The sequence below is a fragment of the Pseudomonas sp. DR208 genome (assembly GCF_019823005.1).
Lineage (GTDB): Bacteria > Pseudomonadota > Gammaproteobacteria > Pseudomonadales > Pseudomonadaceae > Aquipseudomonas > Aquipseudomonas extremorientalis.
Window position 1 is genome coordinate 1,157,657 of the sequence record NZ_CP081944.1, and the last position, 20,208, is coordinate 1,177,864.

Consider the following 20,208-nt stretch of genomic DNA (forward strand, 5'->3'; position numbering starts at 1 on the left):
AGATCGCTGTATAGGTGTCATCTCTGCTTCATCGGGGCGTGCTTTAGTGGCCCTTTTGATACTCAAGAGGGCACCTGCATGAGCCACTTCGATCTCGGCCGCCGCCGCGTGATGCAAGCCGTCGGCGCCGGCCTGTTGTTGCCGGGCCTGGCGCCGGCGGTGATCGCTTCGGTCAAGGACCGGCCGCAGCTCACCGATGGCGTGCAGTCCGGCGACCTGCTCGGCGACCGCGCCATGATCTGGAGCCGCAGCGACCGCCCGGCCAAGATGGTGGTGGAGTGGGACACCCGCAGCGTGTTCAGCAACCCTCGTCGTTTTGTTTCGCCGCTGGCCGACCAGCGCAGCGACTTCACCGCCCGCGTCGAGCTCACCGGGCTGCCTGTCGACCAGGCGATCTTCTACCGCGTGCACTTCGAGGACGCCCAGACCGGCATCGCCAGCGAACCCTGGTTCGGCCACCTGCGCAGCGTGCCGCAACAGCGCCGTGACATTCGGTTTGTGTGGAGCGGCGACACCGTCGGCCAAGGCTTCGGTATCAACCCGGACATCGGCGGCATGCGTATCTACGAAGCCATGCGCCTGCGTCTGCCGGACTTTTTTATCCACAGTGGCGACACCATCTACGCCGACGGCCCGGTGCCCGCGCAGCTCACCGTCGAAGACGGGCGCATCTGGCGCAACATCACCACGGAGGCCAAGAGTAAAGTCGCTGAAACCCTGGAGGAGTATCGCGGCAATTACCGCTACAACCTGATGGATGAAAACGTGCGCCGCTTCAACGCCGAGGTGCCGCAGATCTGGCAGTGGGACGACCATGAAGTGGTGAACAACTGGTCCCCGAGCAAGCAGTTGGATGAGCGTTACCGGGTCAAGGACATCAACAGCCTGGTCGGCCGTGCGCGCCAGGCGTGGCTGGAATACTCACCGATGCGCCGCCAGGCAGCGGACGGCGGCGGGCGGATTTATCGCAAGCTCAGCTACGGTCCGCTGCTGGATGTATTCGTGCTGGATATGCGCAGTTATCGCGGGCCCAACGATGACAACCTCGGCGGCGAAAAACCCTTCCTCGGGCGTGCGCAATTGGACTGGCTCAAGCGTGAACTCAAGGGCTCCCAGGCGCAGTGGAAAGTCATCGCCGCCGACATGCCCATCGGCCTCGGCGTGCCCGACGGTGAAGTCAGCCCCGGCGTGCCGCGCTGGGAAGCCATCGCCAACAACGATCCCGGTGCGCCGCAAGGCCGCGAATGGGAAATCGCCGAGCTGCTGGGCTTTCTACGGGCGCAAAACGTGCGCAACCACCTGTGGCTGACCGCCGATGTGCACTACTGCGCCGCGCATCACTACCACCCGGATCGTGCGGCGTTCCAGGATTTCGAACCGTTCTGGGAGTTTGTCGCCGGGCCGTTGAACGCCGGGAGTTTCGGGCCTAATCCGCTGGACAAGACCTTTGGCCCCGAAGTGGTGTTCGAGAAGGCACCGCCGGCGCAGAACACCTCGCCGCTGGCGGGGTTTCAGTTTTTTGGCGAGGTGAACATTGATGGGCAGACGGCGGAGTTGACTGTGGTGCTGCGGGACCTGGATGGCGTCTCGGTGTTCGAACAAAAACTCCAGCCCACCTGACTTGGAATGCATTAAAAATTGTGGGAGGGGGCTTGCCCCCGATAGCGGTGTATCAGTGGCTCATTACTTGACTGACACGCCCTCATCGGGGGCAAGCCCCCTCCCACAGTTTGATTGTTGTATTCAGTAGACGTCGCGGCGGTAGCGACCTTGCTCGATCAACCGCGCCACGGCTTCACTGCCGAGGATGTCCACCAGCGCCTGGTCCACCCCCGTCGCCATTCCCTGCAGACTTCCGCACACATAAATCGCCGCGCCGTCGGCCAGCCATTTACGCAGCACATCCGCTGACTCGCGCAGGCGGTCCTGCACGTAGATCTTCTCTTGCTGATCGCGGGAAAACGCCAGGTCGAGCAACGCCAGATCGCCGCTGGCCAACCAGCCTTGCAGTTCGTCCTGGCACAGGAAGTCATGCTTGATATTGCGCTCGCCAAACAGCAGCCAGTTGCGCTGCTGGCCGTCGGCGATGCGGGCCTTGAGCAGACTGCGCAGGCCCGCCAGGCCGGTGCCGTTGCCCAGCAGGATCAGCGGCACCGGCGCCTGTGGCAGGTGGAACGCACTGTTGCGGCGCAGACGCAGGCTGATGCTCGAACCGAGGGCGGCGTACTCGGTCAGCCAGCCCGAGCCCAGGCCCAGGCTGCCGTCGAGGTGACGTTCCTGGCGCACGATGAGTTCCAGCACGCCATCGCTGGCAATCGAGGCGATGGAGTATTCGCGCATGCCCAGCGGTACCAACGCGTCCACCAGCGCCTGGGCGTGCAGGCCGACCAGGTGCGCGCGATGGGTTGGCAACTGGCGGGTGGCCAGGGCCTGGTCGAGCGTATGCGCCATGCCGTCGATCAATACGCTGTCACTGCCGGCCAGGCCCAGGCCTTCGAGGAAGTGTTCGATGGCCCACGGGCAATTGCGTGGCAGCACTTCCACCAGGTCGCCGGCTTGCCAGCTTTGTGGCGACGGCGAGGTGAGGCCCAGCAGGTAGACGTCCGAGCCGCTGCTGTCGCGGTTGAGCAATGAGCGGTGGCTGAGCGTCCAGTTTTCATATTGGGCCGTCGGCCAGGCGGATGCCGGGGCGTGGCCGGTCAGGTGGCCGAGTTGTTGTTGCCAGTGGAGCAGGGCGGCGGTGTCGCCGCTGTCCACTTCCACGGGCGCAAACAGTGGGTTGCCGCCCTGATGGGTCAGCCAGAAATGCAAGCGGCGGGCAAAGCCGCAGAAATGTTCGTACTGGCGATCACCCAGGGCCAGCACCGAGTAGTTCAGGCCCTTGAGGGACAGGTCCTGGCCGAGCACGCTGCGCTCGAAACCACGGGCATTGTCAGGCGCTTCGCCGTCGCCGAAGGTGCTGACCACAAACAGCGCGTTTTCCGACTGGCGCAGGTCGTCCTGGCTGACGCTGCCCAGGGGCTGCACCTTCACTGGCAGGCCGGCGGCCTGCAATTGCCCGGCCGTTTGCCAGGCAAGCTGTTCGGCGAAACCGCTCTGGCTGGCAAAACCGATCAGCCAGGCCGGGGCGTTACTGGGGTTGGTTGTGAGGCCTTTGCGCGCATCTCGCACCTGGCGTTTTTTGCGCCGGCGGTCCAGGTACAGCAGCCAGCCGGTGATGAAGAACAGCGGCATCAGCACCGAGCTGAGCGTGAGGACAATCCGCCCGATCAAGCCGAAGTAACTGCCGGTGTGCAGCGCATAGACGCTGGTCAGCAGTCTGGAACCGAGGCTTTTGCTGGCGTACTGGTCGTGGGATTTGACCTCGCCGGTGGCCGGGTCGAGGTTGATCTGGTTCAGCGCCCGGTCATGGGGCGAGTTTTTCAACAGGTAGTAGACGATGGCCGGTTGCCCGGCGACCGCTGGCATGCGGATGTTATAGGCGCTCAAGCCCGGGCCGGCGTTGCTGTAGATGCTGCTCCAGATCGCATCGTAGTTGGCCACCGGCGCCGCACCCTCGGGCGCCGGGCCGCGCTTGCGCACCCGTTCGTTTTGCGGGGCGTCGGACAACAGCTTGGTCAGGCCCTGGCTGTACCAGTCGTAGGACCAATACAAGCCGGTCAACGCCGACAGCAGGTAAGCCAGCAGGCACCAGGTGCCGAACACCGAGTGCAGGTCCCAGTTGAAGGCACGGCCCTTTTTGCGCCAGTCCAGCGTCAGCCAGGCCCGCCAGCTCGCCACCTGGCGCGGCCAGCGCAGGTACAGGCCGGAGAGGCAGAAGAACACCAGGATCAGCGTGCACGCGCCGGTGATGTTGCGCCCGGTATCGCCCATCACCAGGAAACGGTGGAACTGCAGCAGAAAGCCGAAGACATCCTGGCCGAGCACGTCGCCCATGTAGTCGCCGGTGTAGGGATCGAAATAGCGCAGTTGGCCACGGCGCTCGCCGGGCGGCGCGGTGAAGAACACGCGGGCGGCGTTGCCGCTTTCGCTTTCGACGAACAGCATGGCCACGGTCTGGCCTTCGGTGGCCTCCAGCTTGCGCACCAGTTCGGCGGGCGGCAGCACACCGGCTTCGCGTTTTTCCACGGTCAGCACGCTGGGGTTGAGCGCCCGCAGTATTTCATCCTGAAACGAGACCGCAGCCCCGCTGATCCCCATCAAGGCCAGCACCAGCCCGGCAGTGATGCCGAAGAACCAGTGCAACTGGAACAGGGTTTTCTTCAACACGTCTGACCGCCTCGTCTATCCGGATATGTAGGGCACGGCGCGCATTATGCCGTGGCTTGTCGAGAAACATTCTGTTTTACACGCAAAAGCCCCACGCATCCGATGCGTGGGGCCCTCTGCTGCGCGACGCTGCTGCTTAAAAATGGAAGCTGGTGGTCAACAGGGCCGTACGACCGGCCGCCTGGTTGGCGAAGTGTGTCGAGAAGGCCTTGTCGTAGTAAACCTTGTCGGTCAGGTTTTGTACGTTCAGTTGCAGGTCGACGTTCTTGGTCAGTTTGTAGCTGGCCATGGCATCGTAGCGGGTGTAGGACGGTACATAGACGGTGTTGCCGGCGTCGCCATAAACCTGGTCGACGTAGAACGCACCGCCACCGAGGGTGAGCTTGGAGGTGACGTCGTAAGTGGTCCACAGGCTGAAGGTGTTCTTCGGCGTATTCGGCATCTGGTTGCCTTTGTTCGAACCCGCGCTGACGACACCGTTACGCCCGTTGAGGCCGGATTTGACCAGCTCGCTGTCCAGGTAGCTGTAGCCGGCGAACACTTGCCACTGGTCGGTGATCTTGCCGCTGGCGGACAGTTCCAGGCCGTCGACCTGGGATTCGCCGGCGTTCTGATAGGTGAGCGCGTCCACGAGGATGCGTGTGTTTTTCTTTTCGGTGCGGAACACCGCAGCGGTGAGGGACAGGCGATCGTGGAACAGGTCCCACTTGGTGCCCAACTCGTAGTTGACGGTTTCTTCGGGCTGCAGGTCGCTGGTGGCGGCACCGGCTGAGAGTGGGTTGCCGTCCGACCCTTCACCGACCAGGCCACCGGCAGGTGTCGCCGATGTGGCGTAGGACGCATAGATGCTGGCGTTTTCCACTGGCTTCCAGACCAGGCCGGCCTGCCAGTTGAAGAACTGGCTGTCTTCCTTGATTTTGCTGCGGCCGGTGGCCGAGTCGGTGTTGGCCACGGTGTCAAAGGTGTCGTAGCGCAGGCCGACGTTCAGTAACCATTTGGGGTCCAGCTCGATGGTGTCGAACACATAGGCGCCACGGCTGGTGGCCTTGGTGGCGGTGCCGTAGTAGTTGCGGGCGATGCTGCCGGTCCAGGCGTCATCCGGGTTCGGATTGCTCAGGGAGGTGCACTGGCCGCCCAGGCTGCCTTTGGCCACGGTGCACACTGGGTTGGCGTTGGGGCTGATGGTGTAGCTGCTGACGCGGGTTTCTTCACCGGTGAACTCCAGGCCGGTGGAGTAGCTGTGCTTGAAACCCAGGGCCTGGAACGTGCCGAACAGGTCGGTCTGGTTGGTGGTGGTGGTCGTGGTCGAAACCCGGCTATTGGCGCGACGCCACACGGTGCCGTAGCGGTTGACGTTGAACTTGCTGTCGTCCGGCTGGGTAAGAATGTAGTCCTGGCCGGTGCTGCCATGGCGCAGGGTGTTTTTCAGCGTCATGGTGTCGTTCAGGTCGTGCTCGATGGAGAACGTACTGATATCGGCGCGGGTCTTGCGGAAGTCGCGGTCCTTCAAACCGTAGAAATTATTGCTGTCGCCGCCATCGTTGGGCTTGTCATGCACATGGGCGGTGGCGGTCGACGAACCATAGCCGTAGGGAATCCCCGAATCCGGCAGGTCGTTGCTTTCCAGGTGGTAGTAGCTGAGGTTGACGCGGGTCGGGGTACCCAGGCCAAAGGTCAGCGACGGTGCCACGCCCCAACGGTCGTAATTGACCGCGTCGCGGCCAGCCACGTTCTGTTCATGGCTCATCAGGTTCAGGCGGAACGCGGCGCTGTCATCGAGGAACTGGCGGTTTACGTCGAGTACGTAGCGGCGGGTCTGGTCGGAACCGTAGGTGAAGCCGCCGTTGGTGAAGTCCCGCGCTTGTGGGGTCTTGCTCACCAGGTTGAGGCTGCCGCCGGCTGAACCGCGACCGCCGAACGAAGAGTTCGGGCCTTTGCTGACTTCAATCGACTCGATGTCGAAGATCTCACGGCTCTGGCCACCGGTGTCGCGTACGCCGTCCAGGTAGGTGTCGCCCTGGGCATCAAAACCGCGGATGAACGGGCGGTCGCCCTGGGGGTTGCCGCCTTCGCCCGCGCCAAAGGTGATGCCCGGCACGGTGCGCAAGGCATCCTGCAACGAGGTGGCGGCGGTGTCCTTGAGGACTTGTTGCGGCACTACGGTGACCGAGCGCGGGGTATCCACCAGCGGTGCGGTGTATTTCTGCGACGAGGCTTTTTCGACCTGGTAGGAGGTGTTGTCCTGCGCTTCCCCGGTGATGCTGGTGGCGCCCAGGGAAATGCTGTTGCGCTGGCCTTTTTGTTCAGTGTCTTCGGCAGCTTGTGCCAGATGGGCGACAGAGCTGGCGCTGAGGGCAACGCCGATGGCTGAAGCCAGCATGCGTGGTGAACCGGCAGGTATTTTTGTAGTGGTGCGCGACATGACGTGTCCTTTCCCCAAGGATGTGAGGTCGCGGAATATAGGGCGAACAAGACTTTCTATCAATTGCGATACATTGCTAATTGCATTGAATTTACATTCTTTACACTTTTTGCTTACGGTTTTTACGATCTCGTTCGTCCTGGCGTTTTACAGGGCGGATAAGAATCAATACCATTGGCGCCTCTCTGAATTCAGGTACTGCCCCATGCTGCTGCACATCCCCGGCCTGTTCTCTCGTGAGGAGGTGCAGCGCATCCGCCAGGCCCTGGAAAACGCCGAGTGGGCCGACGGTAAAATCACCGCCGGGCACCAGTCCGCCAAGGCCAAGCACAACCTGCAATTGCCCGAGGGCCACCCGCTGGCCAAGGAAATCGGCGCGGCGATGCTTGAACGGCTTTGGCAGAACCCGCTGTTTATGTCAGCGGCGTTACCGCACAAGGTGTTTCCGCCGCTGCTCAATTGCTACACGGCGGGCGGCAGTTTCGACTTTCATATCGACAACGCCGTGCGCCAACCCAAGGGCAGCCACGAGCGGGTCCGCACCGACCTGTCATCGACGCTGTTCTTCAGCGACCCGGACGAATACGACGGCGGCGAACTGGAAATCCAGGACACTTTCGGCCTGCAGCGCGTGAAGCTGCCGGCCGGCGACATGGTGCTGTACCCCGGCTCCAGCCTGCACAAAGTCAACGCCGTGACCCGTGGCGCACGCTATGCCTCGTTCTTCTGGACCCAGAGCCTGGTACGTGAAGACAGCCAGCGCACCCTGCTGTTTGAAATGGACGGTGCGATCCAGCAACTGACCGCCGATGTGCCTGACCACCCCGCGCTGATTCAACTCACCGGTACGTATCACAACCTGTTGCGCCGTTGGGTCGAGGTCTGACATGGGCTTTTTATTGCGTCGGGAAGAGGTACTCAACGTTGAGCAACTGCAAGCGATGCTCGACGATTCCCCCGTGCGCGCTGCCCAGGCAATCCTGATGGCGGCGAAGGAAGGAGTGGTCGATGCCCAGGCGTTGCTCGGGCAAATCCTGCTCGAAGGGCGTGGCATCGCACGCGATGAGACACTGGCCTTGCGCTGGTTCCAGATCGCCGCGCACAGCGGGCATTTGATGGCCCGCAACATGGTTGGGCGTTGCCGCGAGCATGGCTGGGGATGTGATGTCGATGAGGCGGCGGCGGCGCGGGAATATCGGGCGGCTGCCGACGCAGGGTTGGATTGGGGGCAGTACAACTACGCCAATCTGCTGGCCACGGGGCGCGGTGTCGCCGAGGACCAACGACAAGCATTGGCCTGTTATCGCCGGGCGGCCGAGCAGGGGCATGCCAAGTCGATGAACCTGCTGGGGCGTTACCTGGAAGATGGTCGGTTCTGCCCACAGGACCTGGACGCCGCTGTGGACTGGTATCGACGCTCAGCCGAGGCCGGTGATTTTCGCGGGCAGTTCAGCTATGCGGCGGTGCTGGCCGACAGAGGTCAGATCGACACGGCGCTGGAATGGTTGCGCAAGGCGTTGGCGGGCGGGAACCTGAAGTTCTTGCGGGTGGCGCACAAGGCCCTGGTAGCGGCGAATGATCCGCGGATCCGGGCGATGGCCGGTGCCTATCAACAACGCGCGGTAAGCCTTTCTTGAGGCGTAAAAAAACCCATGACATGTCATGGGTTTTTTATGTGCGGCCGTTTTACACGTAGAACGATTTCAGTGGCGGAAAGCCATTGAACTCAACCGCGCTGTAGCTGGTGGTGTACGCACCGGTCGACAGCCAGTACAAGCGGTCACCAATCGCCAGGTTCAGCGGCAGGCCGTACTTGTAGTTTTCGTACATGATGTCGGCGCTGTCGCAGGTGGGACCTGCGATGACCACTTCTTCCATCTCGCCTTTCTTCTCGGTCCAGATCGGGAACTTGATGGCTTCGTCCATGGTTTCGATCAGGCCGGAGAACTTGCCCACGTCCGTGTACACCCAACGCTCGACGGCAGTACGGGATTTACGTGCAACCAATACCACTTCACTGACCAGGATACCGGCGTTGGCGATCAACGAACGGCCCGGCTCCAGAATGATTTCCGGCAGGTCGTCGCCGAAATCTTCCTTGAGGAAGCGGATGATTTCTTCGGCGTAGGTTTCCAGGCTGTTGGTGCGGGTGATGTAGTTGGCCGGGAAGCCACCGCCCATGTTGATCAGCTTGAGGTGGATGCCGTCTTCTTCTTTCAGGCGCTCGAAGATCACTTTGACCTTGGCGATCGCCGCGTCCCATACGCTGATGTCGCGCTGCTGCGAACCGACATGGAACGAGATGCCGTACGGCACCAGGCCCAGGTCGCGGGCGAGGATCAGCAGGTCCATGGCCATGTCGGTCTGGCAGCCGAATTTGCGCGACAGCGGCCAGTCAGCCGTGGTCGAGCCTTCGGTGAGGATACGCACATACACTTTCGAACCCGGCGCGGCCTTGGCGATGTTGCGCAAGTCGGCTTCGGAGTCGGTGGAGAACAGGCGTACGCCCTTATCAAAGAAGTAGCGGATGTCCTTGGACTTCTTGATGGTGTTGCCGTAGCTGATACGGTCAGGGCTGACGCCGCGGCCCAGTACCTTGTCCAGCTCGTAGATCGAAGCGATGTCGAAGCTCGAGCCTTTGTCCTTGAGCAGGTCAATGATCTCGACGGCCGGGTTGGCCTTGACCGCGTAATAGACCTTGGCGAATTCGAAACCGGCGCGCAGGTCATCGTAGGCCTGGCTGATCATCGCGGTGTCGATCACCACGAACGGGGTTTCTTGCTTGTCGGCGAACGCCTTCATTTTGTCAAAAGTGGCGCGCGCGAAATAATCTTCGACGTTGATCGACATGCTGGGAACTCCTAAGGGCAAACTGATTTAGTCAATGGGTGCAAATGAACGTCCTCCGTATCCCCACTTTGGTTCGCCTACTTCCCAAGGCATGTCGCCGAAAGCAAAAAGGCCATGGGATCAACCGCTTCCCTTGGCCTTGCTGTCTCGTCGTCAGTACTTGAGCCGGATGGATCGTTTCCAGCATGGACGTTCGGCGCGAACTTTAGGACGTGAGGGGCTTGAGATCAACTAAAAATGTCGCGTTTTTGCACGCGTTCGTCGCGCGAACCCGTGCAGCTACTTATGTAACCGACCGGTGTGACGGAATGATGTTCCCCGAATGGGGCAAATCAGCGGGATTTCCTTGGCCCACCATAGAGCCAAATGTGGGAGGGGGCTTGCCCCCTCCCACATGTTGACCTGTGTTGTGTCAGGCCAACGCAGTTTCAGCTGGTGACACGATACTGGTCTTGCCCCCACGCGACTTACCAGAGCTCAGGTACTCGGCAATCGACTCCTGGGTCACTTCCCCGAGGAACACCCGTTCCGCATCCATCACCGGCAACCACGAGCGGTTGAACTCGTACATGCGTGACAGCAGGATGCGCAAATGCTCGTCGTACGCCGCCGTGGCGTTGAACTCGCGCAGATACTGGCCGCAGGTGCCGGTCTGACGGTGCAGGTCGCGACGGCGTACATAACCCAGCGCCTTGTTCTCGGCACAAGTGACGACCACATAGCGGCGGTCGGTTTCGTCCATCAGCTCCAGGGCATCGGCCACCGGGGTCTCCGGGCTCACCGACGGCGCGTTGTCCGCAGCATCCTCGGCCTTCACCAGCAGCAGACGCTTGAGGGTGCTGTCCTGGCCCACGAAGTTGCTGACGAACTCGTCGGCAGGGTGCGCCAGCAGCGTGTCCGGATGGTCGATCTGCAGCAATTTGCCGGCACGGAAGATGGCGATCTTGTCACCCAGCTTGATGGCCTCGTCGATGTCGTGGCTGACCATGATCACGGTCTTGTTCAGCGCGCGCTGCATCTCGAAGAATTCGTTCTGGATCATCTCGCGGTTGATCGGGTCGACTGCGCCGAACGGCTCGTCCATCAGCAGCAGCGGCGCATCGGCCGCCAGTGCACGGATCACGCCGATGCGCTGTTGCTGGCCACCGGACAGCTCACGCGGGTAGCGATGCAGGTACTGTTTGGGCTCCAGCTTGATCATGCTCATCAACTCGCGGGCGCGGTCGTGGCATTTCTGCTTGTCCCAGCCGAGCAGCTTGGGCACCACCACGATGTTTTCCTCGATGGTCATGTTCGGGAACAGGCCGATCTGCTGGATCACATAACCGATGTTGCGGCGCAGGGTCACTTCGTCGAGATCGGTGGTGTCTTCGCCATTGATCAGGATCTTGCCCGAGCTGGGCTTGATCAGGCGGTTGATCATTTTCAGCGTGGTGCTCTTGCCGCAACCCGATGGGCCGAGGAACACACAAATCTCGCCTTCGTTGACGGTCAGGCTTACATCGTTCACGGCCGTTACAGTCTTGCCGTTGCTTTGGAAGGTCTTGGACAGGTTTTGAAGTTCGATCATTTGAGCAGTCCTTTTGGAGTCAGCGAGCGTTGCAGCCATTGCAGAAGCAGGTCGGCGAAGATGGCCAGGAGACTGACCAGCACGGCGCCGACGATCAGCATCGACATGTCGCTGCGGCTGATGGAAGCCAGAATAAGTACACCCAGGCCACCGGCGCCGATGGTGGCGGCGATGGTCATCACACCGATGTTCATCACTACGGCGGTACGCACACCGGCGAGAATCACCGGCACGGCGATGGGCAACTCGACCATGCGCAGGCGCTGGCCGAAGGTCATGCCGATGCCTTTGGCGGCTTCGCGAATGCCAGGCTCCACGCCAGTGAGGGCGAGGTAGGTGTTACGCATGATCGGCAACAGGGAGTAGAGGAACACGGCGGTGATCGCCGGCATTGGCCCCAGGCCCTGGCCGAATTTGGAGTAGAACGGCAGCAGCAGGCCGAACAGGGCGATGGACGGTACGGTCAGCAATACCGTGGCGCTGGCTTGCAGCGGGCCTGCAAGCGTCGGGAAGCGCGTCATCAGGATGCCCAGGGGCACGCCGATCAGGATCGCGAGGATCACGGCAATGCCGACCAGGGTGATGTGCTGCCCGGTCAGGTGCAGGACTTGGGCCCAATCAAGATGGGAAAAGGCGTTCAGGAATTCCATGTCTTCTCCTCTTATTGATTGATCGGATGCTGGCGCAGGAAATCGGCGGCAACAGTGGAAGGGCTTTCATGGTCGACGTCGACCCGGGCGTTCAGCTGGCGCATGGTTTCGTCGTCGAACAGCGCAGCCAGCGGCTTGAGCTCGGCGGCCAGTTGTGGGTGCGCATCCAGATAAACCTGGCGCACCACCGGCGCGGCGGTGTAGTCGGGGAAGTAATGCTTGTCGTCTTCCAGCAACTTCAATTTGAAGGCATTCAGGCGGCCGTCGGTGGTGTAGACCAAACCGGCGAACACCTGGCCATTACGCAGCGCGGTATAGACCAGGCCGGCGTCCATCTGCCGGGTGTTCTTGCGGGTCAGGTTCATGTCGTACAGCTTGACCATGCCGGCCAGGCCGTCGGAACGGTTGGCGAACTCGGTGTCCAGGGCGACCAGGCGTGTGCCTTTGGTTTTTTCCGCCAGGGCCTGGGTCAGGTCGCTGATGCTGTTGATCTGCGGGAATTCCTTCGCCACGTTCTCCGGCAATGCCAGTGCGTAGGTGTTACTGAAGCGCGATGGAGAGAGCCAGACCAGGCCCTTTTTCGCGTCGAGTTCTTTCACCCGAGCGTAGGATTGTTCACTGTCGAGTTTCTCGTCGACATGGTTGTAGGCCACCAGCGACACGCCGGTGTATTCCCAGATCAGGTCCAGTTGCCCGCTTTCCTGGGCACTGCGCGCCAGGTTGCTGCCCAGCCCGCCGGTCACGCGGGTGTCATAGCCCTTGGTGCGCAGGTACTGGGAGGTGATTTCGGCGAGCAGGGTCTGTTCGGTGAACACCCGGGCGCCGATGCGGATCACCGGTTTTTCGGCGGCTTGTGCAACGCCTGCCAAGAGCAGGACGCAGCTCATTATCAATGTCAGTTTTTTCATGTCGGTTCCTTAAGACGCACGCAACCCGCGTTCCAGCCAGAGGCGGCTGGCCAGAGTCACCAGACCGTCGAGCAACAACGCCAGCAGCGCGGTGCACGCAGCGCCGAGCAGCAATTGCGGCTGATTGTTCAGGGCGATGCCGGGGAAGATCAGGCTGCCCAGGCTGTTGGCACCGATCAGGAACGCCAGCGGCGCGGTGCCGACATTGATCGCCAGGGCCACACGCACACCGCCAATGATGATTGGCACGGCGTTGGGCAATTCCACGCGAAACAGCACTTGGCGCGGCGTCATGCCGATGCCGGTGGCGGCTTCTTTCAGGGAGCCCTGGACGTTTTTCAGGCCTTCGTAGGTATTGCGCACGATAGGCAGGAGGGAGGCGAGGAACAGCGCGAAGATGGCCGGGCCGCTGCCGATGCCAAGAACGCCGAGGGCGATGGCCAGTACGGCCAGGGGCGGGACGGTGTTGCCGATGTTGAAGATCTGCATGAAGCGTTCTGCGCGCCCGACCATGTGCGGTCGGCTGAGCAGGATACCGGCGGGGATGCCCACAATCAGGGCGGCCAGCATGGAGACAAGAACGAGGATCAGATGAGCTTGCAGGTAAAACAACAAATCGTCGCGGTACAGTTCGATCGTGTTGATGCCGATCCAGTGGACCAGCAGGGCCAAGAGGGCGACGACAACCGCTCCTCCTATCAGCCCTTTGCCATAGCGAATAGCCACAGGCGGACTCCTTTTTTCTTCTGTCGGCGCCCACATTCTCCGGCGGCAATGCCATTCCTGGCTGCCTCTGAATGTGGTCGCGAAATGCAGCTCGCCGATACCGGCAACGCGGTATGCGATCGAGCCATGAGCGCAGCCTCGTCAGGCTAACTTGCTGATTTATCAGCCCCTGTTCCGAGTGCGGTAGCAGGGGAGTGGACGTCTCTACCTTTTAAAAGGTTCCACACTTGGCAGCATTTAGCCACCCCCAATGGGCTGAACGGTGGTCCGTCCTCCCGGGTTTGCGCTATACTCGCCGCCCTTTTTTGACTCACCTGCCAGGCGATTTCCCATGACCCACCAGGCCGCCGAAGTCGCGAAACGCCGCACTTTCGCCATTATTTCCCACCCCGATGCCGGTAAAACCACCATCACCGAGAAGCTCTTGCTGATGGGCAAGGCAATCGCAGTGGCCGGCACGGTGAAATCCCGCAAATCCGACCGCCATGCCACCTCCGACTGGATGGAAATGGAAAAACAACGGGGTATCTCCATTACCACGTCGGTCATGCAGTTCCCGTATCGCGACCATATGGTCAACCTGCTCGACACCCCGGGCCACGAAGACTTCTCCGAGGATACCTACCGCACCCTCACGGCGGTGGACTCGGCGCTGATGGTCCTCGACGGCGGTAAAGGCGTCGAGCCACGCACCATCGCACTGATGGACGTGTGCCGTCTGCGTGACACGCCGATCGTCAGCTTCATCAACAAACTCGACCGCGATATCCGCGACCCCATCGAGCTGCTGGATGAAATCGAAGCCGTCCTGAAGATCAAGGCTGCGCCGATCACCTGGCCGATCGGTTGCTACCGCGACTTCAAGGGCGTGTACCACTTGGCCGATGACTACATCATTGTCTACACCGCCGGCCACGGTCACGAGCGCACCGAAACCAAGATCATCGAAAAACTCGACTCGGACGAAGCCCGCGCCCACCTGGGTGACGAGTACGATCGTTTTGTCGACCAGCTGGAACTGGTGCAGGGCGCCTGCCACGAGTTCAACCAGCAGGAATTCCTCGACGGCCAGCTGACCCCGGTGTTCTTCGGGACTGCCCTGGGCAACTTCGGTGTCGACCACGTACTTGATGCGGTCGTCGACTGGGCGCCGCGCCCACTGGCACGCGTGGCCAACGAGCGCACCGTAGAGCCAGTAGAAGAGAAGTTCTCGGGCTTCGTGTTCAAGATCCAGGCGAACATGGACCCAAAACACCGCGACCGCATTGCCTTCATGCGCATCTGCTCCGGCAAATACGAAAAAGGCATGAAGATGCGCCACGTGCGCACCGGCAAGGACGTGCGCATCGGCGACGCCCTGACGTTCTTCTCCTCCGAGCGTGAACAGCTCGAAGAAGCCTACGCCGGTGACATCATCGGCCTGCACAACCACGGTACCATCCAGATCGGCGACACCTTCACCGAAGGCGAAGCGCTGGGCTTTACCGGTATCCCGCACTTCGCCCCGGAACTGTTCCGCCGTGTACGCCTGCGCGACCCGCTCAAATCCAAGCAACTGCGCCAGGGCTTGCAGCAACTGGCGGAAGAGGGCGCCACCCAGGTGTTCTTCCCCGAGCGCAGCAACGACATCATCCTCGGCGCCGTCGGTGTGCTGCAGTTCGATGTGGTGGCCAGCCGCTTGAAAGAGGAATACAAGGTGGAGTGCTCGTATGAGCCTATCACCGTGTACTCCGCGCGCTGGATCGAGTGCAGCGATAAGAAGAAGCTGGAAGAGTTCTCCAACAAGGCCGTGGAAAACCTCGCAGTGGACGGCGGTGGGCACCTGACCTACCTGGCGCCGACCCGGGTGAACCTGGCGCTGATGGAAGAACGCTGGCCGGATGTGAAATTCCGCGCGACCCGTGAGCACCATTAAGGTCTGAGCGGTAAAGAACAGGGCGAAGCTGTGATGGCTTCGCCCTTTTTATTGGCCAAACAGAAATTAAAATGTGGGAGGGGGCTTGCCCCCGATATCAGTGGGTCAATCAATAAATCCGCTGGCTGGTACGCCGCCATCGGGGGCAAGTCGAATCGTCGCACCGCCCCTCCCACATCTTGATCTTCATCGATCAGGGCTATTGGCGAGAAACCCACATCCCGTCTAGCGTTTGAAGTATTTCACTCACCCATCGACGGAATAGGAGGCCACCGTGCGTATAACTCAACGCGTCATTCAACTGGTGCTGCTGGGGGCTTTGGGCTTGTTCGCCTCATTGGCCCTGGCTGGCGCCGGCACGCCCCAATGGAAGGACACAGGCCCTGTCACCAAGAAAAAACAGCAGGAGGTCAACTCTGGCAGTTGGCAGCCCCAGGCCCAGCCTGCGCCCAAGGAGGATGCGGAAAATCCCTATAACGAGGGGGAGGACAGTGCTACCTTCGACGACGGTGAGACCTGAGACCTGGCGTAAACCCGGCATCGGGGCTAGCGTCAATACTGGCGGCGGTAGACGGCTGTCGCGCGGGATTGACCTATTGACTGGACGGAATCAACCATGAGTATTTTTCAACGAGTCGTGCTGTTGATAAAAGTGCTGGTGCTGTTGTCGTTGGGGATGTCGTCGGCCTGGGCGCATAACCCGGTGCAGAGCGGTGTTGTGGCTTCGGGGCACAGCCAGGATCTGCAACTGGCGAAGTCCGAGGCGGAGCCTGGCGACAAGGGCCAGGGTGGCAGTGAGGACGACGATGACTCCACCACCGACGAGCCGGACAGTGATGATCCGGACGCCGAAGGCGACAGCCAGACATAGGCATCGCCCAAAAGAAAGCCCCTCCCACCAGGCTGATGCGCAACCTGACGGGAAGGGCGGTAGAACGCTTTGCGATGCCCTGGGCACCTTCACCCAGGGCATTTTTGTTGCGGGTCACGCCACGAATTGCTCCGCATAATGGCAAGCCACCTGGCGGTTATCGAGCGGCCGCAACTGCGGCTCCTCGCTGCTGCACCGCGCCGTCGCGTACGGGCAACGCTTGTGGAACGCGCAGCCCGGCGGCGGGTTCAGCGGGTTAGGCAACTCGCCGACGATCTTGATCTTCGGCTTGTTCGGGTCCGGATGGATGGTCGGGGTGGCCGACAGCAGCGCCTGGGTGTACGGGTGCAGCGGGCGTGCGTAGATGTCTTCCTTGGGGCCCACTTCCACCGGGCGGCCGAGGTACATCACCATCACGTCATCGGCGACATGCTGCACCACCGCCAGGTTGTGGGAGATGAACACGTAGGCCGTGTTGAATTCCTGCTGCAGGTCCATGAACAGGTTGAGCACCTGGGCCTGGATCGATACGTCGAGCGCCGAGGTCGGTTCATCCGCCACCAGCACTTTCGGTTGCAGCATCATCGCGCGGGCCAGGGCGATGCGTTGGCGTTGGCCGCCGGAGAACATGTGCGGGTAGCGCTGATAATGCTCGGGGCGCAGGCCCACTTGCTTCATCATCGCCTGCACTTTTTCGCGGCGTTCGGCGGCGGACAGGTTGGTGTTGATCAACAACGGCTCGCCCAGTTGATCGCCAACTTTCTGCCGTGGGTTGAGCGACGCGTACGGGCTCTGGAATACCATCTGCACGTCTTTGCGCAATTGCTTGCGCTGGGCCTTGTCGGCGCCGGCCACTTCCTGGCCAGCGATTTTCAAGGAACCGGAAGACGGCTCTTCGATCAATGTGAGCGCACGGGCCAGGGTAGATTTGCCGCAACCCGACTCGCCTACAACGGCGAGGGTCTTGCCGGCTTCCAACTCAAAGGACACGCCATTGAGGGCGCGCACAGTGGCGTGGCCCTTGAACAGGCCACGGGACACTTCGTAGTGACGGGTCAGGTCGCGGGCGGTAAGAACGACGGCCATTACGCCACCTCCTGGTTCAAGGGGTAGAAGCAGCGCGCAAGGCTGTTGGTTTTCGGATCAAGGCCGGGGCGCTGGCTCCGGCAGTTTTCCTGCACGTACGGGCAGCGCGGCGACAGCAGGCAGCCCTGCGGCCGGTCATAGCGGCCGGGTACGATACCGGGCAACGTGGCCAGGCGCGTGGCGCCCAGGCTGTGCTCCGGGATCGCCTTGAGCAGGGCTTCGCTGTACGGGTGCGCCGGGATGTCGAACAGTTGCGGCACCTGGCCGACTTCCACCGCTTGGCCGGCATACATCACGCACACGCGCTGGGCGGTTTCCGCCACGACCGCGAGGTCGTGGGTGATCAGCACCAGGCCCATGTTCTGTTCTTTCTGCAGGGCCAGCAGCAGGTCCATGATCTGCGCTTGAATGGTGACGTCCAGTGCGGTGGTGGGCTCATCCGCGATCAGCAGTTTCGGCTCGCCGGCAATCGCCATAGCGATTGCCACACGCTGGCTCATACCGCCGGACAGTTGGTGCGGGTAGGCATCCATACGGCTGGCAGCGCCCGGGATTTCAACCTTTTCCAACAGTTCGATGGCGCGTTTGCGCGCTTGTTTGCCGGACATTTTCAGGTGCAGGCGCAGCACTTCTTCGATCTGGAAGCCCACGGTGTAGCTGGGGTTCAGCGCGGTCATCGGGTCCTGGAACACCATCGCCAGGTCTTTGCCGACGATCTGGCGACGCTGGCGATTGCTCAACTTGAGCATGTCCTTGCCGTCGAAGTTCAGGGCGTCGGCGGTAACGATGCCGGGGTGCTCGATCAGGCCCATCAGCGCCATCATGGTCACGGATTTACCCGAGCCCGACTCGCCAACGATGGCCAGTACTTCGCCTTTGTCGACGGAAATGTCGAGGCCATCGACCACCGGCACGGCGGTCTTGTCGCCGAAGCGCACGTTGAGATTCTTGATTTCTAACAGTGACATGGGAATCTCCTCAGGCGGCGTTCTTGAGTTTCGGGTCCAGCGCATCGCGCAGGCCGTCGCCCATCAAGTTGATTGCCAGCACGCTGAGCAAAATGGTCAGACCCGGCAGGCTTACCACCCACCAGGCGCGTTCGATGTAGTCACGGGCCGAAGCCAGCATGGTGCCCCACTCTGGGGTTGGCGGTTGTACGCCAAGGCCGAGGAAGCCGAGGGCCGCGGCATCGAGGATCGCCGAAGAGAAGCTCAAGGTGGCCTGGACGATCAGCGGTGCCATGCAGTTGGGCAGCACAGTAATGAACATCAGGCGCGGCAGGCCGGCACCGGCGAGGCGCGCGGCGGTCACGTAGTCGCGGTTCAGTTCGCCCATCACCGCCGCGCGGGTCAGGCGGACGTAGGACGGCAGCGACACGATAGCGATGGCGATCACGGTGTTGATCAGGCCAGGGCCGAGGATTGCCACAATGGCCACGGCCAGCAGCAGCGACGGCAGGGCCAGCATGATGTCCATCAGACGCATGATGGTCGGGCCGAGCAAGCGCGGGAAGAACCCGGCGAACAGACCCAGCAGAATGCCCGGGATCAGCGACATCACCACCGACGACAAACCGATCAGCAACGACAGGCGCGAGCCCTGGATCAGGCGCGAGAGCAGGTCACGGCCCAGCTCGTCGGTGCCGAGCAGGAACTGCATCTGCCCACCCTCCAGCCAGGCTGGCGGGGTCAGCAGGAAGTCGCGGTATTGCTCGCTCGGGTTATGCGGTGCCACCCATGGGGCAAAGATCGCGCAGAACACGATCAGCAACATGAACAGCAGGCCGGCAACCGCGCCTTTGTTCTTGGAAAAGGCTTGCCAGAATTCTTTGTACGGGGACGGGTACAGCAGGCTTTGATCGACTGCTGACACTGGAGTAGGTGTGGTCATGGTCATGATCTCAGCGCTGGTGACGGATGCGTGGGTTGGCGAAGCCGTAGAGGATATCCACCACGAAATTCACCAGGATCACCAGGCAGGCGATCAGCAGGATGCCGTTCTGCACCACCGGGTAGTCCCGCGCGCCAATGGCTTCGATCAGCCATTTGCCGATGCCGGGCCACGAGAAGATGGTTTCGGTCAGGACCGCACCGGCCAGCAGCGTGCCGACTTGCAGGCCGACCACGGTCAACACCGGGATCAGTGCGTTACGCAGGCCGTGCACGAACACCACGCGCGTCGGCGACAGGCCTTTGGCCTTGGCGGTGCGGATGTAATCTTCGCGCAGCACTTCGAGCATCGACGAACGGGTCATCCGCGCGATCACCGCCAGCGGGATGGTGCCGAGCACGATGGCTGGCAGGATCAGGTGGTGCAGGGCGTCGAAGAACGCGTCCGGCTCGTCAGCCAGCAGCGTGTCGATCAGCATGAAGCCGGTGCGCGGCTCGATGTCGTAGAGCAGGTCGATACGCCCGGAAACCGGGGTCCAGCCCAGGCTCACCGAGAAGAACATGATCAGGATCAGGCCCCACCAGAAGATCGGCATCGAATATCCCGCGAGGGAGATGCCCATCACCCCATGGTCGAACAGGGATCCTCGTTTCAGGGCCGCGATCACCCCGGCCAACAGGCCCAGGATACCGGCGAACAACAGGGCGGCCATGGACAGTTCCAGGGTCGCGGGGAACAGGGCGGTGAATTCAGTCCACACGCTGGTACGGGTCCGCAGCGATTCGCCAAGGTCACCCTGGGCCAGTTTGCCGACGTAATCCAGGTATTGCGCATACAGCGGCTTGTTAAGGCCGAGGCGTTCCATTGCCTGTGCGTGCATCTCGGGGTCGACGCGCCGCTCGCCCATCATGACTTCGACGGGGTCGCCAGGGATCATGCGAATCAACGCAAACGTGAGCAACGTGATGCCGAAGAACGTGGGGATCAATAACCCCAGTCGGCGGGCAATAAAACTAAACATCTTGTCGTGTACCTCAATCAGCCGGTTAGG

Annotated in this window: 17 protein-coding genes; 6 read left to right on the forward strand and 11 right to left on the reverse strand. The window is 61.6% G+C overall.

Annotated elements, in window-relative coordinates:
* Positions 1–78 precede the first annotated feature (78 nt).
* Positions 79–1,620, forward strand: coding sequence for an alkaline phosphatase D family protein (locus K5K89_RS05045; protein ID WP_222540975.1), 1,542 nt, complete (start codon positions 79–81; stop codon positions 1,618–1,620).
* A gap of 123 nt (positions 1,621–1,743) precedes the next feature.
* Here the strand turns inward: K5K89_RS05045 and K5K89_RS05050 are convergent, their stop codons facing one another.
* Together K5K89_RS05050 and K5K89_RS05055 are read right to left on the reverse strand one after the other, a co-directional pair.
* Complete coding sequence (locus K5K89_RS05050) at positions 1,744–4,269, reverse strand: sulfite reductase flavoprotein subunit alpha (RefSeq protein WP_222540976.1); 2,526 nt, start codon at positions 4,267–4,269, stop codon at positions 1,744–1,746.
* A gap of 136 nt (positions 4,270–4,405) precedes the next feature.
* Positions 4,406–6,691, reverse strand: coding sequence for a TonB-dependent receptor (locus tag K5K89_RS05055; RefSeq protein WP_071491098.1), 2,286 nt, complete (start codon positions 6,689–6,691; stop codon positions 4,406–4,408).
* 205 nt (positions 6,692–6,896) lie between these two features.
* On the opposite strand from K5K89_RS05055, the gene K5K89_RS05060 reads away from it, so the two are divergent.
* Positions 6,897–7,577 (forward strand): Fe2+-dependent dioxygenase, encoded by a 681-nt coding sequence (locus tag K5K89_RS05060; RefSeq protein ID WP_071491099.1) that lies wholly within the window; start codon positions 6,897–6,899, stop codon positions 7,575–7,577.
* 1 nt (position 7,578) lies between these two features.
* A complete protein-coding gene (locus tag K5K89_RS05065; RefSeq protein WP_222540977.1) occupies positions 7,579–8,328 on the forward strand; it encodes a tetratricopeptide repeat protein in 750 nt (249 codons plus the stop codon).
* 49 nt (positions 8,329–8,377) lie between these two features.
* Here K5K89_RS05065 and K5K89_RS05070 read toward each other — a convergent pair whose 3' ends face one another.
* The 5 genes from K5K89_RS05070 to K5K89_RS05090 all read right to left on the reverse strand — a co-directional run bounded on the left by K5K89_RS05070 (position 8,378) and on the right by K5K89_RS05090 (position 13,431).
* Positions 8,378–9,541 (reverse strand): type III PLP-dependent enzyme, encoded by a 1,164-nt coding sequence (locus K5K89_RS05070; protein ID WP_071491101.1) that lies wholly within the window; start codon positions 9,539–9,541, stop codon positions 8,378–8,380.
* Positions 9,542–9,953: 412 nt separating this feature from the next.
* Complete coding sequence (locus K5K89_RS05075; protein ID WP_159932973.1) at positions 9,954–11,111, reverse strand: betaine/proline/choline family ABC transporter ATP-binding protein; 1,158 nt, start codon at positions 11,109–11,111, stop codon at positions 9,954–9,956.
* Positions 11,108–11,761, reverse strand: a complete 654-nt coding sequence (locus K5K89_RS05080) for an ABC transporter permease (protein WP_058423040.1) — start codon at positions 11,759–11,761, stop codon at positions 11,108–11,110. Before K5K89_RS05080 ends, K5K89_RS05075 begins: the two co-directional genes overlap by 4 nt.
* A gap of 11 nt (positions 11,762–11,772) precedes the next feature.
* Positions 11,773–12,669, reverse strand: coding sequence for a glycine betaine ABC transporter substrate-binding protein (locus K5K89_RS05085; RefSeq protein ID WP_071491103.1), 897 nt, complete (start codon positions 12,667–12,669; stop codon positions 11,773–11,775).
* A gap of 9 nt (positions 12,670–12,678) precedes the next feature.
* Positions 12,679–13,431: an ABC transporter permease gene (locus K5K89_RS05090; RefSeq protein WP_371322033.1), complete on the reverse strand. Its 753-nt coding sequence runs from the start codon at positions 13,429–13,431 to the stop codon at positions 12,679–12,681.
* Positions 13,432–13,726: 295 nt separating this feature from the next.
* Between K5K89_RS05090 and K5K89_RS05095 the strand changes: the two genes are divergently transcribed.
* From K5K89_RS05095 to K5K89_RS05105, 3 genes are all read left to right on the forward strand, one after another.
* Positions 13,727–15,310 carry a peptide chain release factor 3 gene (locus K5K89_RS05095; RefSeq protein ID WP_071491104.1) on the forward strand — a complete coding sequence of 528 codons (1,584 nt, stop codon included), beginning with the start codon at positions 13,727–13,729 and terminating at the stop codon, positions 15,308–15,310.
* Positions 15,311–15,584: 274 nt separating this feature from the next.
* Positions 15,585–15,830 carry a hypothetical protein gene (locus K5K89_RS05100; RefSeq protein WP_071491105.1) on the forward strand — a complete coding sequence of 82 codons (246 nt, stop codon included), beginning with the start codon at positions 15,585–15,587 and terminating at the stop codon, positions 15,828–15,830.
* A gap of 96 nt (positions 15,831–15,926) precedes the next feature.
* On the forward strand, positions 15,927–16,181 hold the full coding sequence (locus K5K89_RS05105; protein ID WP_071491106.1) for a hypothetical protein: 255 nt from the start codon (positions 15,927–15,929) through the stop codon (positions 16,179–16,181).
* A 114-nt stretch (positions 16,182–16,295) separates the two neighbouring features.
* On the opposite strand, the gene K5K89_RS05110 is transcribed toward K5K89_RS05105, so the two are convergent.
* From K5K89_RS05110 to K5K89_RS05125, 4 genes are read right to left on the reverse strand one after another with little or no spacing between them, the layout of a single operon-like run.
* Complete coding sequence (locus K5K89_RS05110) at positions 16,296–17,267, reverse strand: peptide ABC transporter ATP-binding protein (protein WP_222540978.1); 972 nt, start codon at positions 17,265–17,267, stop codon at positions 16,296–16,298.
* Entirely contained in the window at positions 17,267–18,235 is a 969-nt protein-coding gene (locus K5K89_RS05115) for an ABC transporter ATP-binding protein (protein WP_071491107.1), read from the reverse strand. Before K5K89_RS05115 ends, K5K89_RS05110 begins: the two co-directional genes overlap by 1 nt.
* 10 nt (positions 18,236–18,245) lie before the next feature.
* Positions 18,246–19,157 carry an ABC transporter permease subunit gene (locus tag K5K89_RS05120; protein ID WP_010213191.1) on the reverse strand — a complete coding sequence of 304 codons (912 nt, stop codon included), beginning with the start codon at positions 19,155–19,157 and terminating at the stop codon, positions 18,246–18,248.
* A gap of 10 nt (positions 19,158–19,167) precedes the next feature.
* The gene (locus K5K89_RS05125; protein WP_025856266.1) at positions 19,168–20,178 is read right to left on the reverse strand and encodes an ABC transporter permease subunit; all 1,011 of its coding nucleotides are present in this window, start codon (positions 20,176–20,178) and stop codon (positions 19,168–19,170) included.
* Positions 20,179–20,208: the final 30 nt, after the last annotated feature.